Below are 16,655 nucleotides of genomic sequence, written 5' to 3'. Positions count from 1 at the left end.
ATTACTGGCCAGCGGTTTGATAGTGGAGCTCCGCCTGGCGGCGCAGATACTCAAGCCCAGGGGCGATGGCCATTGCCCATGCGGTGAGGATCTCCTCATCGCACAGCGGATCGCTGGCGCGGACGGTTTTGAGCATCGCTTCCCGCCAGAGGGCAAAAAAACGCGGCGGCAGACGCAGGCCTTCCTCGCTCTGCGCCCGCGCCAGCCGTTCCAGGAAATCGGGTACAAAGAGGTCGCCGTTGACCGCCAGCATGGCGAAAAAGCTTTTAAAGATCATCTGCTGGCCTTCTTCGCCGGAGCGTTGTGAGAAGTGCTGCTCGGTTTCCGCAGACATATGGATAAAAGTAGTGTAGAAGGCTTCGAAGAAGCGCTGTTTGTCGTGCTCCGGTACGACGCGATTCAGGCTGGCTTCAAAGAGATCGCGATAAAACTTCATGGTGCGCTCCTCATGACCCGTTCGCCCGGCAGGCAGCGGCGGGGCGGGTTAAATTCGTCCGTCGCGCGGCGGGCAAAATAGCTGTTGTCATCCGCGAGGCCGTTTTTGAACAACGGCCCGGCGTTGTGTTTGTAAAACAGCGCCTCCAGCACCATGGCGTTGGTGGAGAGGGTGAGGGTGGCGTTGACGTCGCCGGTGGCCTCGACCCGACCTTCAAACCAGCCGCGCTGCGGGTCGTTAAGATGGGTAGTGACCGCCATCAGCGCATCGGTATACTCGGTTTCCCACAGCGTCCACAGGAGAAAGACCGCTTTGGTGGTCACCTGCGCCAGCCGGGGGTAGTATTTCCCGTCGTCCCCGAGCGTATTCCAGGCGTAGCCATTTCCCCAGACGGTGTCTTCCACGTGCCAGGGCGCCTGGGTAAGCGAAAAATCGGCCCGGGCGGTGAGCACCTTATCCTGCGTCCAGCGCGTTTTCTGGCTGAGCCATATCCCTTCCGCCCGGGCGCGCATGGCTTTTTGTACCTCTTCCGACACGCCGGGCGGCTGCCAGCCGAACTCCAGTCCCGGCAGCATGGCGGGCAGAGTGGAGAGCACCACGGGTTGCCAGGTGGTTCGCGGGTCGCGGTCGTCAACGGCGAGGCGGCGCTGATAAATAATCACATGGCGCGCCGGGGGAGAGAGAGCCTTGCCGGCCGGAAACCCCCACAGGCGGAACGCGCTGGCGGCGTATTCACTGTCTCCCAGCCGGAGCTCCTCGCGGATCGTCCGCTGCCCGTTCTGCAGTGAGGCGGACCACAGCTCACCGTCTTTATCGATCACCGGACAGAAGTTCCAGCGCAGGATAATTTTATCAATGTACTCGCCATACTGCGGCGCGCGTTCGGCGGTAAGCCGCAGGGCGAGCATCAGTCGCGCCATATCTTTCGCTGACCAGCCGCTGCCCGCCGGTTTGCCGCTGAAGTCGACAGGGGTCGCCGTCTGAGTGGAGTATAGCCTGCCCGGCGAACCGCCGTCGGTTAGCGTCAGTCGATTGAGGGTGCCGAGCAGGGGCGTCAGGCGGGCGTCGAATTCCGCTTCCTTTACCAGCCCCAGCTCTCTGGCGGCGAGCAGGGCGATAAGGGTGTCGCCCATCTGCCATAGCGTCGCGCGGGGCTGTTTGTCGCTGCCGTTGACCAGGCCGGTATGCGGCTGGGTATTGTTCTCGACGTACCGCCAGGCGATCTGCGCCCACGTCCGCTCCTGCGGCGTCAGGCTGCTGATACGGGCGGTGGTGTGCCAGCCGCCTTTAGTCAGCCAGCGCCACCCCGCGCCTTCGCGACCAAACAGCGCCAGGGCGATAAGCAGCAGGACGACGGCGACGGCCAGCCAGCGGGCTATGGTTTTAAGCATTGCGCGGTCACCGGCGGAAGTTTAACGGGTTCGTCAGCCTTGCAGGCGGCGCACTGGCAGGCCTGGCAGGCGGGTTGGGTGCGCTGCGTGGTCCCGGTCTGCTCGCACCATGTTTTGACGGCCGGGGTGTTGCTCAGGAACGGGCGATTGCGCGGGCCGTTATTCGGTTCAAAGAGATCCACCAGCTTCTTGTCCCACAGCGACGGGGCGAAATTGCGGTTTTTCGGATTGTCGCTGGAAAACTGCAGCAGTTTGCCCTCTTTTTTAAACAGCAGCGCTTCCAGCATGATGCCGTTATTGTTGGCGGTAAATTCATTGATTGGCCCGTCGCCGTTCTCATACAGCCCCTCGTAATAGCCTTTACCCGCTTCGTTCGCGTTTTCAATGGCGTCCAGCAGACGATCGGTATAGGGCGAGTTCCACAGCACCCACATCCCCATCGCCGCTTTGAGCGACACGGCGGCGCTGTTCGGTACGAACTGGCCTTTGTCGGTTATGGTGTTCCAGTTAAAACCATCGCTGAACACCGTGTCATAGACAAAGTACGGGGATTTATCGAGCTGATGCTCGGAGCGGGCGGTGAGGATCCCGGTGATGGCGTAGCGATTCTCCTGGGCCTGATAGACCCGGTCGGCAAAGTTTTTCATCCATGGATGGGAGTACTCGCGCGGGCTGTTGTTCCGGTCAGCAGGATTATCAAAGCCAAACTCCATGCCATACAGCACGTAAGATTCACTGACCACATAGTTATGCTGGCTGGTTTGCCGCGGGTCGCGCGAATCATAGGGGACCAGCACGCAGTAAATCTCCGCCAGCTCGTAGGGCTGCGGCCGGCTGGCCTGACAGGTGTTAAATCCCCACAGCTGAAAGCCCGCCGCGCCGTACTCCTCGTAGCCCAGGCGGCCTTCCTGAACGTATTTTGGCTGGCCGTTTTCCAGATACGCCCCGTACAGCGTGCCGCAGGGATCGACCACATGGCTGAAATCCCACCCCAGCACCACGTTATCGATGCTGTTGCTGTATTCCGGATAGCGCTCCTTGATCACCTTCAGCCAGATCAGCATTCTGCCGATATCCAGCGCCGAATAGCCGATTTCGCCCGGCTTGTTCTGGTAGTTCACCTTCTGTCCACTCACGGTGTTATAGGCTTTGTTGGGCAATTCGTTACGGAATAAATCGAGCTTATTCAGCGTGGCGAGAAACTTCAGCATCCGACGGTCGAACTCCGCCTTATCAATAATCCCCAGCTCACGGGCCGCGGTCATCGCGGCCAGATAGGAGGCGCTGTCCCACATGGTGGTGGAGGGGTATTTGTTCACCGCATTGACCAGCCCGGTGGTGGGCTGAAAGTTGGCGACGAAATATTGCCAGGCGTTTCTGGCGATAGTCATCTCCCTCGGCGTCAGCTCCCCGCTGCGCGGGGCGTATTCCGTAGCCGGCAGACCGGTCGCGGCCTGCGCGCCGGAGAGCGAGAGCCACAGCGCCATGAGTCCGGCCAGCAGGGGAAAACGGGATAAATAGATCAGCTTCATGGCGTTGCTCCTGCTGAGGACGAGGGGAGAGGGGCAGGGCTCAGGCAGGCCAGACACAGCATCTGCCCCCGGGAAATGTAGGCCAGGCTTTCCAGCACGATCGCGTTGGTATCGCCGTCAATAACGTCGTTGACGCTGCGGTTGAGATTTAACCCGCGCTGCCAGCCCCTGCCCGGGACCTGCAGCGTCTGGACCTGCTGGCGCAGCGCTTCGCTCCAGCTATTACGGAACAGGGCGTACCAGGCAAAGGCGGTGCGGGTGGAGGTGATCGCCGATTGCTCCGGGGCGGCGCTGCGCGGGGCGAAGGCGCTCTGCGGCTGCCGGTCCGCCAGCGCGCTGGCATAATCCGGCGCGGGCTCGGCGTAGTCGGTGCTGATCGGCGGCTTGCTGACCCTCAGGCTATGACGGCGCTGCTGGATTTGCATGATGCGCCAGGCGATCTCCGCGCTCTGCGCGTCAAAGCCCAGCTCAAGCCCGGTGAGCAGGTACGGCAGGCTGATCAGCGAAGGCTGTCGACCCCAGGGCGTGCGCAGCCCCTCGTCGGGCACCATGATGCCGTCGATATCGATCATCTGCTGCCCCTGCGGCGGGTTGGTCACCGCCAGCCCCGCGGCGCTGTCGATCAGCCGCAGCGTATGGCTGGCGTACAGCCGGTAGCCAAAGCTGTCCCGCGGTTCATCCGCCGCCAGCGCCCAGTGGTGCAGCGGCGCCGCGGCCTGGCTGGCGGGGCTGTTGCTGATGAGCGCGCCGACCCGCCACTGATTAAACAGATCCCGCACCGCGGCGGCGTGCTGAGGATAGCGCCAGAGCAGCGTTTGCAGGGCGGTGAGCAGGCGTCCCATACCGATGGCGGAGGAGTCCGGGCTGCCGAGGATCTGCAGCGTGTCGGCATGGTACTGAGCGGCGGGCAATTCCTGGGCGTTGAGGGGCAGTTGACCGAGCGTAAACAGGGCGGCGGCAATGCGCTCATCACCTTCGGCGGCGGTCACAATATGCAGCTGCTCTGCGGCGACCACGGCGAAAAGATAGCTGCCGACGCTCCACAGGCTAAGCCAGGGTTCGCCATCGTGCGCGTTGGCCAGACCGTTTGGCTGAGTATTATTCACATAATACTGCCAGGCCACTCGCGCCCAGATCGCCTCGTCAAAGGTCAGCTCGCGCGGGGCAGGGAGCGGCGGAAAATCCTGGCTCAACGTCATCCCACCGCTGCCCTCGACGCGCGCGGGCATCTGTTTTTCCACCCACACGACAATCGCAAAACCCAGCAGGAAGCCAATGAGGATGGTGAGGTAGCTGCGGGCGGGGAGCAGGGCGTCGCGGATCCTCATCGACTTGCCTCCTGCTCTTCGGGGGGCGTCCATATGGCGGCGAAGATCAGCGGCAGCATGGCGGCAATATTCACCGCGCCCCAGAAAATGTTGATGACGTACCCGGAGGGGTCGTCAACCTGCCCGCGCGCCACCTGAATGCCGCCCCATAGCAGCCCCGTAAGGGTGAGTACAACGATGGCAATTTGCGGCTTGACGAGATAGAGAAAACGGCCCGTCTGTCGCTCTTTCGGCGTGACGTGAAATTTGATCTGCTCCCCGCGCAAAACGGTGTTTAGCGCCCGCAGATTCATCGAGAAAAAGGAGAGGTAAGAGGCCCGGCCGTCCCAGGCCGAAATACCCCAGGTGCCGAACATAAAGGCCAGTTCGGAGACAATAAAAAAGGGTAAAAAGTGCAGATAGAAAGGGGTAGACCACGCCGACACCGGGGGAATGCCGGTGAAGAGATAAATAATGGGTGAAATCAGGAACACGGTATTCCATACGCAGGCCAGATAGGACCAGAAGGTGGTCGCGTACATCAGCGTTTGCGGCAGCGAGAGTTTAAAGCGGCGGCGGCTGAAGATGTTGTCATGGAACAGGATATCCAGCGAACCGGCGGCGTACTTAAAGCGCTGGATCATCCACGTCAGCATATCCTGCGGCGAGAGCATTTTCGACTCGATCCGCGGGTGCATTACCGAGCGCCAGCGGCGGGCAGCGTCGCCGTGCAGCAGGATGGAGGTATAAATATCTTCCGAGACGTGGAACTTATAGGGCGTCAGTTCAGTATCGAAGGCCACGTGGGGGCGCATGGCCTCCTGCAGCGCTTCCCGCGTTGCCGGGTCGCGAATATCCCGCGTATGACGCGCGATCTCGGCGTCAACGCTCCAGACGTAGCTGCGCAGCGCGGCCTGCATCACCGCTTCCCGCCGGTGAACGGAGGCGGCGCCACAGCAGAATGCGGCATTAGCCCAGTTGCGGCGCCGTAAAATCACGTCGTAAAACATGCGCGGATCGTTGAAAAACGGATCGCGACCAATGGTCACCGGACCGACGATTTTCTGCGCCAGCCAGCCCACGCCGTAGCCTGCGCCGCCCGCTTTACGCCGCAGCCAGCGCGCCAGATCCTCCCCCTCCGGAAGATCGAAAAACCATTGCGGGGTCTGCACCCAGGCGACGTCCGGATCGCGAAAATAGCCGAGCGTATTGCTCAGCAGGGTCGGGAAAACGCGGGTATCGGCATCACAGATGATCAGAAAGTCGCCATCGGTATGTTCCAGCCCATTGCGCAGGTTACCGGCCTTATAGCCGATATTGCTCTGCCGGGTGATATAGTTCGCCCCCTCCTGCTCGCAGACCTCCTTCATCTCCGGGCGACGCCCGTCGTCAAGAACATGCACCTTATAGTCGAGCGGACCGGGATAGGTCATCCGCATGGCGTCACGGATCGACAGCCTGACCAGCTCCACATCTTCGGAGTAGGTGGCGATAAACAGATCGACTTTAATCGGCCTCGACTCCACCGCTTCATCCGCTCGCAGACAGTCGTTAATCTCCGTCGGGGGGACGCCTGGCGGAGGATCTTTTTCCTGCCATAAATTTATGGTGAACAGAACTGTGCCAATCCACGCCAGAGTTTCCGCCAGCACCAGCGGAACGGCATACCATAGGGCGTCGGTATTTAAAGACGCGGTCCAGCGCCAGTAAATATAATTGGCGCCGAGAACCAGGGCGGCTACGGCTAATACCTGCCAGATCATCCTCACCCAGCGCGGGGTGCTGAGCGGCTCAGGCGGTCGACGATGTTCAAAACGGGAAAAATAAAAATCCATAGCAAGGATATCCTGATTCCGCGCTGAGTTTGAATGACTGGTCTGTTATTGATTGGCGGCGTTCTGCAGAACGCACAGGGGCTTATAAATAACAGTAAAGTGAGTGTAGATGGTGGCGTAAAAATTTCAACAGCGCGAAATGATAGTCACCGGGATGACTTAACATAGTGTGATGTACGCAGGCGGAATTTATAAAATGAGCATTGCAAGATAGCGCATTCTACACTATCTAAATAATTTGTAATAATTGTTGCAGGGTAGACGACAGGATCCCTCATGAGCCAGGTTGCTTCAGCGATTTCGCAAAAAGAAACTGATAAATCAACGGCCTGGCGTTACTCTCTGACCGGGGAACGCGACCTGCGTATCGACTTTATGCGCGGTATTGCTCTCGTGATGATGGTGGTGGCGCATACCGAAGTGATGTCGTTATTTAATATTTTCAGCTGGGAGCGATTTGGTTTGACCACCGGTGCCGAGGGCTTTGTGATCCTGTCCGGCTTCATGTTAGGGATGCTAAATCGTGTTAGATTACAAAAGGCAGTATTACTGACGGTGAGCTGGGGGCTTTATCTTCGCGCCTGGAAAATATATCAGGTTAATATTATTATTATCGTCTCTTTTCTTTTGCTGAGATATTTACCTCATATTAATGTCTATGAAGTCACTCATTTTACCGACCGCTTTTCCGGGACCAGTTGGTCGCTTTATCCGCTAACCCCACAAATAAAAGAGACGTGGTTTAACATTATCCTTTATCTGCAGATTGGCCCGCATCAGACGCAGATCCTCGGTCTCTATATTTTTTTGTTATTGCTCAGCCCGCTGTTTCTCGGCATGCTGCAAAAGGGTCACGTCTACCCATTACTGGGCGTCTCGCTGCTGATCTACGGCTGCTGGCAACGCTGGCCGGTACGGGTGACGCCCTGCGAATTTGAATTCGCCTTTCCCCTGATGGCCTGGCAATTTATCTTTGTGCTGGGAATGTGCTGCGGCTGGTACAAAGCGGAACTGATCTCTTTCGCCCGCACGCCGCCCGGCAAAGTCGCCGTCGCGGCGCTGGTGTGCATCGCGCTTATCCTTGCGTTTGTCGCCCAGAATCATACCAATCCTTTTATGCCGCCCGCGCTGCTGATGCACGTGATCCCACCGGCGGAATTTAACGCCTTTTACCATACCTGGGCGGCGAAAAACGGCCTCGGGCCGGTACGGATCCTTAATGATATCAGTCTGATGGTCACTATTTATCTGCTGTTGACTTGGTGCTGGCGCCCCCTGAACTGGCTGGCAGGCTGGTTCCTGATCCCGCTCGGGCAGCGTTCGCTCTACACCTTTATTTTGCATGTTTACATCGTGCTCGCCGTAAGCCAACTGGTCACCTTCGATCTGTGGCGCCAGGCGTGGATAGTGAACACCTTGATCCATGCCGCCGCGCTGGGCGTACTGTGGCTGATGGCCAAATACCGCGTCGCCGCACGCTGGATACCTAACTAAGGAAGGGCAAATGCGGGAGAAATATATGCTGGCCTGCGCGCTATGGTGCGCCATCGCAGGTGCGGAAGGAGCAGAAAAGAACGACGCACAACCGCTGCGTGATAAAAATGGTGAACCGGTGCAGGCCGGCGTGTTTACCAGCCGCTGGGGACGGCTTTTTTCCGGGAATGACAAGGTGTTTTCCGGAGCGCTGAGCTTTAGTTCGGGTTTAAAAGAGCAGTGGATGACCGTCCCCAACAGCTCAGACAGCGCAGAACAGAAGAAAAAATATAATCAGACGCTGAACCTCAGCCTGCAATACTCGCCTTACAGCTTCTGGTTCGCCAACGTGACATCCCGTTTACCGGTGACCGATACCAGCCGCTATACCGCCGATTTTCGCTATAGTTTTGGCTACGACGACTGGCATGCCAACACCGTCAGCCTGGTTTACAGTAACTATGGCGATAACCACTTCTGGACCTCGGGCAGCAAGCGTCACACCTATTTTGAGCAGGGGGCGATTACCCTGGCGTATAAATTTTCGCTGCCGAAACCCATGGAGCATGCGCTATTGATTAACAAAGGCGATGCCATTATCTGCCAGGTAGGCTACAGCTGGGTGCCGCGCTATTACGATCTGGAGAGCGATGACATCCGTAAAAACAAAAACGTGCTGCTCGGCGGTTGCGGATATACCTTTAAGCAGCATTTTTTTGTGCGCGCTACCGCGTTCTGGTATCCGGACAGTAGCCAGCAGCAGCCGTGGAATGGCGACTACAGTTACAGTTTCGGTTACGCGGGCTATACGCCAGGATCGTTCTCTGTGCAGTATGCCAACTATGCCGGTACCCGCTATCCGGGGCACGGCAGCGGCAGCGGCAAGTTTCGTGAAGGCACGATCAGCCTTATCTGGTTCTTGCCGATTTAGGAGGCGCGATGTCGGCACAGCACGTCCTGATTGTTGAAGATTCGCTGGTTTATCGTCGGCTGCTAAGCCGGATGTTGACGCAGTGGGGCTATATCGTCAGTGAGGCGGAAAACGGCGTCGCCGCGCTGGCGATCCTCGAAAACCAGCCCGTCAGCCTGGTGATAAGCGACTGGGAGATGCCAGAGATGAATGGCCTGACGCTGTGCCGGGAAGTTCGCCGTCGCCAGTTTGGTCACTACGTTTATCTGATATTGCTTACCGCTCGCGAAGACCCTGGCGATTTAACGCAGGGGTTTGAGGCCGGGACCGATGATTTTCTCAGCAAACCGGTAGAGCAGAGCGAACTGCGGGCGCGGCTGCACGCCGGGTCGCGGATCCTCTCCCTTGAGGCTGACCTCGCCGCGCGCAATGCGCGGCTGAGCGAAGCGCTGCGACAGATTGAACAGGATCTGGAGCTGGCGGCGCGCATTCAGCAGTCGGTTCTCCCGGCTCATCAGCTGCGTCATCAGGGATTTTTCTCCGACTGGATTTTCCTGCCCTCGGCCTGGGTGTCGGGGGATATTTTTAACGTCTTCCCGTTGGGCGATCGGCTCGGATTTTACTGCGTGGATGTCTCCGGACACGGCGTGGGGGCGGCGATGATGTCGCTCGCCGTCGCCCGCCAGTTTCTGCATGGCAGGGCCGTTGAGCGCTTTCTTTTTACGGCAGACAACCAGCCGGCGTCGCCTGCCGAGGTGGTGGCGATCCTTAATGATCGTTTTTGCAGTGACGAAACAGAGATTGTCAGCTATTTCACCCTGATCTATGGCGTCATCGACCTGAAGACCGGCGCGGGCAAACTCTGTCAGGCCGGGCATCCCACGCCTTTTATCGTGAGCCCGGACGCAGCCGTCCGTTCGGTCGGCAGCGGCGGGGCGCCGGTGGGGTTGATAGACCATCTCTCCTGGGCAGATGTCAGTTTCTCACTGGCGCCGGGAGAGCGGCTGTGCCTGTTCAGCGACGGCATCACCGAATGTGAAAACCGGAGCGGTGAACAGTTTGGCGAGGCGCGTTTACAAGCGTGGCTGCAGGACAGCGTGACGCAGCCGCTGCCCGCGCTTCTGCCGCGGTTTGCCCGGCACCTGATCCGCTGGCGCAGTGGCGACGGGCAGGAGACTCAGGCGATGGCCGATGATGTTTCACTCTTGATTATTGAACGAACAGGGGACGGTGATGAAAATTGAAACCGAACGGCAGGCCTCGGTGACGATCCTGACGCCGGCGGTGCGTCGGCTGGATGCGTCCGTCGCGGTAGCCTTTAAAGCGGCAATCGCCCAGGAGATAGGCGAAGATCGCACCGATCTGATTGTTGATTTCAGTAAAATCGATTTTATCGACAGCAGCGGTTTAGGAACGCTGGTTTCCCTGATGAAAATGATGAATGGTAAAGGAGAAATGACACTGTGCGCGCTGAACCCCGGCATCCGCAATATGTTTACCCTGACCAGGATGGATCGTATTTTTCGTATTTGCGAGGATCGCACTTCAGCCCTTGCGCAGTTCAATCCGTGATGCGCCCGTGAATAACGTCATGCTGTTTCCTGCCCAACTCAGCTCGCTTTCACCGCTGGCGGCGTGGCTGACTCAACAATTGGCGCCGCTGCCCGTCGGGGAGGAGTGGCGCTTCGCGCTCGATCTTGCCGCCTGTGAGACGGCCACCAATATCATTCGCTATGCGCTGCATGAGGATCGGCAACGCGTTTTTCGTGTCGAATTTATCGCGGCGGAGGACCGGGTGACGCTGCGCTTTATTGATGCAGGAGAGGGCTTTCCGGCCGAGCGCCTGACGCTGGCGCGTAGCGATGAGCGCTTCGATGTCGATCCGTTAGCGGAAAGCGGCCGAGGTTTGCGGCTCATTCTGCGCGCGGTGGACTATTTTAATGTGGAAAGCCGCGCCGGGGAGAATGTGACGACCCTGATAAAAGCGTTGCCGAATGCCGGCCTTCGCCATTCCACCGACGGTGCGTCAGGTGAAGGACCAGAGGTTGCCCCCAGGTGAATCACCGGGAGGATTTTCCCGCCCGCGTTCACCAGCTTCATCGTCTTATGGCTGTGCCTGAGCGGTGGACAGCGCGCCCAGGTGATAAGGGCGAATAGTATCTAAGGTCATCATGGCCGATTTGCAGAAAATGCATTTCGCACCAAAGGGATTTTTTTCCGTCACGTCAAACTGGGACGTTCTGTACTGGGAGCCATGGCAGCATGGGCATCTAAAATGGATATGTTCAATCATAATGTAAACCTTGTATGGGTAATGTTCTGTTGAAAAGACAATGGTCGTTTTCAGGGAAATTAACGCGGCTGATTTTTGTTAGTGGTAAGCCGGGTATTGGGTCAGACGGAGGGCTTTTTTAACGAGCCAACAGGGATCTGACAGGGCCTGTTTACAGAAAAAGCAAAATACTAACGGGACTGCTCAAAGGAAGGTGGTATCAGGGATAACGCCTGGAGATGAGAACACGTGCTTCGATAATAATTTTTCGTCTGGTAAATCGACTTAATGATTAACGCACGAGCCGCAAATAATAGCAAACGTTATTTTAGCCTTCCGGATGCCTGCTGCGCCAGGGGCGCCTTCATCAGCGCCGTCACCCAGTCGATAAATACCTGTACCCGGGCAGAGAGCTGCCGGCTGCTGGGATAGAGCAGGGAGAGCGGCAGCGGCGCAGGGCGAAAATCAGCCAGCACCTCCGTTAACCCACCGGATGCCAGATCGGCCTCAAGGCGGGACAAGGGTGCCTGATACAGGCCAAAGCCCAGCCTGGCCGCTTCGGCGCCGACGTCGGCATCGGAAGTCAGCAGGCGACAGGGCAAACTGACCTCGGTCTGGCGGCCATCCAGGGTAAAACTGAGCGGCAAGGTACGGTGCGTGCGCGATGAAACAAAACCGATCGTCACGTGTCCCGCCAGCTCGTCAATCGTATGCGGGGTACCGTACCGGGCGAGGTAGGCCGGGCTGGCGCAGGTGATCTCCTGCAGCATGGCGAGCGGCCGGCAAATCATCTCGCTATCGGGAAGATGGCCGCCGCGAATGACGCAATCTACCCCTTCGCGGACCAGATCGACGTCGCGCTCGCTTTCGCCAATCTGCAAGGTAATGGCCGGATAGCGGGCGAGAAACTGCGGTAGCGCGGGCAGCAGCAGGGTTCGCGCCAGATTGCCCGCCACGTCCACCCGAAGGGTGCCGGAGATGCTCCCTCCGGCGCTGCGGTTGGCCTCCTCCAGGGCCGCCAGGATGGAGACGCAGCGCTGATAATACAGCGACCCCTCCGCCGTCGGCTGCACGTGCCGGGTGGTGCGCTGCAGCAGGCGCGCCCCAAGGCTGGCCTCCAGCGCCTTAATGGCTGCGGTCGCCACCGGCCGGGAAAAACCCAGATCCGCGGCGGCAGCGCTGAACGAACCCCGTTCGACGATACGCACGAACAGGGTCAGGGTATCCAGTTTATCCATGACATTGTTCCAGCTGGCAAAACAATCCTGTCGCACCATGCGGTCTTATCGTCGGCATTCAGAGGCCTATAATCGCTCATGTTTTCAGCAGAGATAAAAGGGGAAAACATGAACAATAGCGCAAAAATCGCCCTGGTGACAGGCGGCAGCCGTGGCCTGGGCCGCGCGACCGTTGAAGCGCTGGCTCCGCGCGGCGTGAATGTGGTATTGACCTACAACGCGCATTTCGCCGAGGCGACCGATGTGGTCGCGTGGGTTGAAGCCCAGGGCTCGCGGGCGATCGCGCTGCCCTTCAGCGCCGGCGAAACCGACACCTTTGACGGGTTTGTCAGCACCTTTCAGGCGGCCCTGGCGGAGCTGGGGGCCGATCGGTTTCATTACCTGGTCAATAATGCCGGCAATGCCAGCGGCATGGGGTTTCTGAACGCTACCGAAGCGGAGCTCGATGCGCTTTATCGCATCCATGTGAAGGGTGTTTTTTTCCTTAGCCAAAAATTATTGCCGCTGCTGGCCGATGGCGGGCGAATTGTGAATATCTCGTCCGGACTGACCCGTATCGTGATGGCGAATCGGGCGCCCTATGCAGTCATGAAGTCTGCGGTGGAAACCCTGACCCGTTATATGGCGTTTGAGCTGGGCGGCCGCGGGATCACGGTGAACTGCGTGGCGCCGGGCGCCATCGCCACGGATTTCAGCGGCGGGGTGGTGCGGGATAACCCGCAGGTCGCTCAGGCGGTGGCGAACATGACGGCGCTTGGCCGACCGGGGGTGCCAGAGGATATCGGGCCGATGATCGCCTCGCTGTTATCCGATGATCATCGCTGGGTTAATGCCCAGCGCATTGAAGTTTCCGGGGGAATGCGCATCTGAGGCGAGGAGACAATCCGGCCAGCGTTTCGCTGAGCTGAATCAGGTTTGGCGGCAGCGGAAACGGCCGTTCGAAAACCGCCGGGCCGGTAACAAAGAGAGCGCCAGCGCGGCGATAGTCCGTTCACTTAGTCAGAGAAAATGCGTTACTCCGCCAGCAGGGCGGCGAATTTCGCCAGCCACTGCGGGTGCGCCGGCCAGGCGGGGGCGGTGACCAGATTGCCGTCAACATGCGCCTGATCGATACCGATATCGGCATAATGCCCGCCGCTCAGGCGCACCTCCGGGGCGCAGGCCGGATAGGCGCTGCAGGTCCGCCCCTGCAGAATCCCGGCGGCGGCCAGCAGCTGTGGCCCGTGGCAGACGGCGGCGATAGGTTTACGTGCGGCGTCGAACGCCTGGACCAGTTTAATGACCTGTTCGTTCAGACGCAGATACTCTGGCGCGCGTCCGCCGGGGATCAGTAGCGCGTCGTAATCCTCGGCCTTCACCGCGGCAAAATCGGCGTTCAGGGTGAAGCGGTGCCCCGGCTTTTCGCTGTAGGTCTGGGCTCCGTCAAAATCATGGATCGCCGTCATCACATAGTCGCCGGCGGCTTTATCCGGGCAGACGGCATCGACCTGGTGGCCAATCATCTGCAGTGCCTGAAAAGGGACCATCGTTTCGTAATCTTCGGCGTAATCGCCGACCAGCATCAGGATCTTCTTGCTCATTATTTTTACTCGTTGTGGGAGAAAGGTGTCATAGATATAGCCTGGCGATCCGCAGAATGCGACCTCCTCAGGAGGCCGATGACGGTGGCGTGCGCATCTTGTAACCGGGTTCATATTTTTTTGGTAACGACAACTTTTTTCGCCATCGCGCTGTGGTCAGTCGCCCAGAAAAATAGGCTCTTCAGCCACTGACGACTGTCTGCGGAGGAACATATCGCTGGGTCCGCGGTCATTCCTCGTCACGTTCGCTGACCGGTTAGCGCAAACCAGTTGCTGGGAAAAAGGTTGCTCTTGAATGTTTTGCCGCGCGGGTGACGATAAATTGCGTTGCGAGGGGATGATTTAATTCCAGGTGCTGTTATCGCTATGTTTATTCTTATATTTTTCTTTGGTGCGTAATTTATTTTGATTATTGTTTTAGGTTTTGTATTTATTTATTAAATATTTATCCTGGCGCTAAGAAAAAATAAAATCATTCACCTTGTGAGTATATTCAATAAATCTTCTTGTTAAGTTGATCGATAATCTATTTCTGTTTTATTATCCTCAGGCTTTTACCGTCAACTCTTCAATAATTATTCCCTGAGGAAAGGAACTGCTATGGCTGATACGTTCCAGAATGAAGTGCCTAAGGCTCGCATTAATCTCAAATTATCTCTCCACACCGGCGGCGTGCAAAAAAAGGTTGAGCTGCCATTAAAGCTACTTACCATTGGCGATTTTAGTCACGGTAAAGAAAACCGGCCATTATCGGAAAGAGAAAAAATTAACGTCAATAAAAATAACTTTAACAGCGTACTTTCGGAATTTAGCCCGGAGGTGAATCTCTCGGTGCTGAATACGCTGGCTGGCAATGGCGAAGAGGAGAACGTCAGGCTGCGTTTTACCGATATCAACGATTTTGAACCGGAGCAGATTGCCCGGCAAATTCCGCAACTCCGCGCCATGCTGGCGATGCGTAATTTATTACGCGATCTCAAATCCAATCTGCTTGATAACGCCACTTTCAGAAAAGAGCTTGAGGCAATTCTGAAAGATTCGGCGCTGTCACAGGAATTACGCGACGAAATGAGTGCGCTTGCTCCGAAATAATGGCGGGGCAAGTCTGTTAATGGAATAACCGGGAAAATGCTAATGTCTGTTACCACAGAAAACAGCCCTGTTCAGGGGCAAACCGCGCTGCAGGAAAACACGGCGAGCGAGGGCGTTTACGCGTCGCTGTTTGAAAAAATCAATCTCGCCCCGGCCTCTCGCCTCGGGGACATCAACGACTTTCTGGACGATGCCGCGCTCTCCGAGGCGCCGGCGGCGGAGCGTCTGACCGCGGCGATGCAGGTGTTTATGGAGCGCATCCGCCAGTCCGGCCAGCGGGTGGAAAAGCTCGATAAAACGCTGATTGACCACCATATCGCTGAACTGGATTTCCAGATAAGCCGCCAGCTGGACGCAGTGATGCACCATCCGGAGTTTCAGCAGGTCGAATCCCTGTGGCGCGGCCTCAAACAGCTGGTGGACAACACCGACTACCGCCAGAACGTGAAAACGGAGATCCTCGACGTCTCGAAGGACGATCTGCGTCAGGACTTTGAGGATTCGCCGGAGCTGATTCAGAGCGGCCTTTACTGGCACACCTACACCGCGGAGTACGACACCCCCGGCGGCGAGCCGATCGGCTCGCTGATCTCGGCCTATGAGTTCGATGCCAGCGCGCAGGACGTGGCGCTGTTGCGCAATATCTCCCGGGTTTCCGCTGCCGCCCACATGCCGTTTATCGGCGCCGTCGGCCCGGCTTTCTTCCTGAAAGAGACCATGGAAGAGGTCGCCGCCATCAAAGATATCGGTAACTACTTCGAACGTGCGGAATATATTCGCTGGAAAGCGTTTCGGGAAACCGACGACGCCCGCTACATCGGCCTGGTGATGCCGCGCGTGCTGGGTCGTCTGCCGTATGGTCCGGACACCGTGCCGGTGCGCAGCTTCAACTATGTCGAGCAGGTGAAGGGGCCGGACCACGAAAAGTATCTCTGGACCAGCGCGGCGTTCTCTTTCGCTTCCAATATGGTGAAGAGCTTTGTCAATAACGGCTGGTGCGTGCAGATCCGCGGCCCGCAGGCCGGCGGCGCGGTGAAAGATCTGCCCATCCATCTGTACGATCTGGGCACCGGCAATCAGGTGAAGATCCCTTCCGAGGTGATGATCCCGGAAACACGGGAGTTTGAATTCGCCAGCCTGGGCTTCATTCCACTGTCGTACTACAAAAATCGCGATTACGCCTGCTTCTTCTCGGCCAACTCCGCGCAAAAACCGGCGCTGTACGATACCGCCGACGCTACCGCCAACAGCCGCATCAACGCGCGTCTGCCTTATATCTTCCTGCTGTCGCGCATCGCGCACTACCTGAAGATGATCCAGCGCGAGAATATCGGCACCACCAAGGACCGGCGTCTGCTGGAGCTGGAGCTGAACACCTGGGTGCGGAGCCTGGTCACTGAAATGACCGATCCGGGCGACGAGCTGCAGGCCTCCCATCCGCTGCGCGATGCCAGCGTGGTGGTGGAAGATATCGAGGACAACCCGGGCTTCTTCCGCGTGAAGCTGTACGCCGTGCCGCACTTCCAGGTCGAGGGGCTGGACGTCAATCTGTCGCTGGTCAGCCAGATGCCGAAGGCGAAGGCGTAGGG

General features: G+C 58.0%; 16 protein-coding genes. 8 read left to right on the top strand and 8 right to left on the bottom strand.

Annotated elements, in window-relative coordinates; all coding sequences use genetic code 11:
• Position 1: 1 nt before the first annotated feature.
• Genes ABLX76_RS00420 through ABLX76_RS00400 form a run of 5 tightly spaced genes read right to left on the bottom strand, consistent with a single transcriptional unit; the run spans position 2 to position 6,501 of the window.
• A complete protein-coding gene (locus ABLX76_RS00420) occupies positions 2 to 436 on the bottom strand; it encodes a hypothetical protein (RefSeq protein ID WP_023289374.1) in 435 nt (144 codons plus the stop codon).
• Positions 433 to 1,827 carry a DUF3131 domain-containing protein gene (locus tag ABLX76_RS00415; RefSeq protein WP_348873721.1) on the bottom strand — a complete coding sequence of 465 codons (1,395 nt, stop codon included), beginning with the start codon at positions 1,825 to 1,827 and terminating at the stop codon, positions 433 to 435. Before ABLX76_RS00415 ends, ABLX76_RS00420 begins: the two co-directional genes overlap by 4 nt.
• On the bottom strand, positions 1,812 to 3,359 hold the full coding sequence (locus tag ABLX76_RS00410) for a DUF3131 domain-containing protein (protein WP_044522496.1): 1,548 nt from the start codon (positions 3,357 to 3,359) through the stop codon (positions 1,812 to 1,814). The genes ABLX76_RS00415 and ABLX76_RS00410 overlap by 16 nt, the downstream gene beginning before the upstream one ends.
• Positions 3,356 to 4,687, bottom strand: a complete 1,332-nt coding sequence (locus ABLX76_RS00405; protein ID WP_205425346.1) for a DUF3131 domain-containing protein — start codon at positions 4,685 to 4,687, stop codon at positions 3,356 to 3,358. Before ABLX76_RS00405 ends, ABLX76_RS00410 begins: the two co-directional genes overlap by 4 nt.
• On the bottom strand, positions 4,684 to 6,501 hold the full coding sequence (locus ABLX76_RS00400) for a glycosyltransferase (protein WP_348873718.1): 1,818 nt from the start codon (positions 6,499 to 6,501) through the stop codon (positions 4,684 to 4,686). Before ABLX76_RS00400 ends, ABLX76_RS00405 begins: the two co-directional genes overlap by 4 nt.
• 276 nt (positions 6,502 to 6,777) lie before the next feature.
• On the opposite strand from ABLX76_RS00400, the gene opgC reads away from it, so the two are divergent.
• From opgC to ABLX76_RS00375, 5 genes are read left to right on the top strand one after another with little or no spacing between them, the layout of a single operon-like run.
• Entirely contained in the window at positions 6,778 to 7,995 is a 1,218-nt protein-coding gene (gene opgC / locus ABLX76_RS00395) for an OpgC domain-containing protein (protein WP_348873716.1), read from the top strand.
• 10 nt (positions 7,996 to 8,005) lie between these two features.
• Positions 8,006 to 8,905: a hypothetical protein gene (locus tag ABLX76_RS00390; protein ID WP_086075785.1), complete on the top strand. Its 900-nt coding sequence runs from the start codon at positions 8,006 to 8,008 to the stop codon at positions 8,903 to 8,905.
• Between the two features lie 8 nt (positions 8,906 to 8,913).
• Positions 8,914 to 10,128, top strand: a complete 1,215-nt coding sequence (locus ABLX76_RS00385; RefSeq protein ID WP_348873714.1) for a SpoIIE family protein phosphatase — start codon at positions 8,914 to 8,916, stop codon at positions 10,126 to 10,128.
• The gene (locus ABLX76_RS00380) at positions 10,118 to 10,456 is read left to right on the top strand and encodes an STAS domain-containing protein (RefSeq protein WP_023289382.1); all 339 of its coding nucleotides are present in this window, start codon (positions 10,118 to 10,120) and stop codon (positions 10,454 to 10,456) included. The genes ABLX76_RS00385 and ABLX76_RS00380 overlap by 11 nt, the downstream gene beginning before the upstream one ends.
• A gap of 19 nt (positions 10,457 to 10,475) precedes the next feature.
• Positions 10,476 to 10,943: an ATP-binding protein gene (locus ABLX76_RS00375; protein WP_348873874.1), complete on the top strand. Its 468-nt coding sequence runs from the start codon at positions 10,476 to 10,478 to the stop codon at positions 10,941 to 10,943.
• A gap of 45 nt (positions 10,944 to 10,988) precedes the next feature.
• Here ABLX76_RS00375 and ABLX76_RS00370 read toward each other — a convergent pair whose 3' ends face one another.
• Positions 10,989 to 11,177, bottom strand: a complete 189-nt coding sequence (locus ABLX76_RS00370) for a hypothetical protein (protein ID WP_023289384.1) — start codon at positions 11,175 to 11,177, stop codon at positions 10,989 to 10,991.
• A gap of 302 nt (positions 11,178 to 11,479) precedes the next feature.
• Positions 11,480 to 12,394 (bottom strand): LysR family transcriptional regulator, encoded by a 915-nt coding sequence (locus tag ABLX76_RS00365; protein ID WP_032452581.1) that lies wholly within the window; start codon positions 12,392 to 12,394, stop codon positions 11,480 to 11,482.
• 108 nt (positions 12,395 to 12,502) lie between these two features.
• On the opposite strand from ABLX76_RS00365, the gene ABLX76_RS00360 reads away from it, so the two are divergent.
• Positions 12,503 to 13,264 (top strand): SDR family oxidoreductase, encoded by a 762-nt coding sequence (locus ABLX76_RS00360; RefSeq protein WP_065883034.1) that lies wholly within the window; start codon positions 12,503 to 12,505, stop codon positions 13,262 to 13,264.
• A gap of 143 nt (positions 13,265 to 13,407) precedes the next feature.
• Here the strand turns inward: ABLX76_RS00360 and ABLX76_RS00355 are convergent, their stop codons facing one another.
• The gene (locus ABLX76_RS00355; RefSeq protein WP_023289387.1) at positions 13,408 to 13,974 is read right to left on the bottom strand and encodes a DJ-1/PfpI family protein; all 567 of its coding nucleotides are present in this window, start codon (positions 13,972 to 13,974) and stop codon (positions 13,408 to 13,410) included.
• A gap of 600 nt (positions 13,975 to 14,574) precedes the next feature.
• On the opposite strand from ABLX76_RS00355, the gene tssB reads away from it, so the two are divergent.
• Together tssB and tssC are read left to right on the top strand one after the other, a co-directional pair.
• Positions 14,575 to 15,066 (top strand): type VI secretion system contractile sheath small subunit, encoded by a 492-nt coding sequence (gene tssB, locus ABLX76_RS00350; protein WP_348873711.1) that lies wholly within the window; start codon positions 14,575 to 14,577, stop codon positions 15,064 to 15,066.
• 42 nt (positions 15,067 to 15,108) lie between these two features.
• Positions 15,109 to 16,653 (top strand): type VI secretion system contractile sheath large subunit, encoded by a 1,545-nt coding sequence (gene tssC, locus ABLX76_RS00345; RefSeq protein WP_348873709.1) that lies wholly within the window; start codon positions 15,109 to 15,111, stop codon positions 16,651 to 16,653.
• The last annotated feature ends 2 nt before the right edge of the window (positions 16,654 to 16,655 follow it).

Origin of the sequence: Klebsiella sp. JB_Kp004 (genome assembly GCF_040065795.1) — a bacterium.
GTDB classification, from domain to species: domain Bacteria; phylum Pseudomonadota; class Gammaproteobacteria; order Enterobacterales; family Enterobacteriaceae; genus Klebsiella; species Klebsiella quasipneumoniae.
Note: the sequence above shows the minus strand (reverse complement) of the source record. Positions and strands in the feature narration are given on the sequence as shown.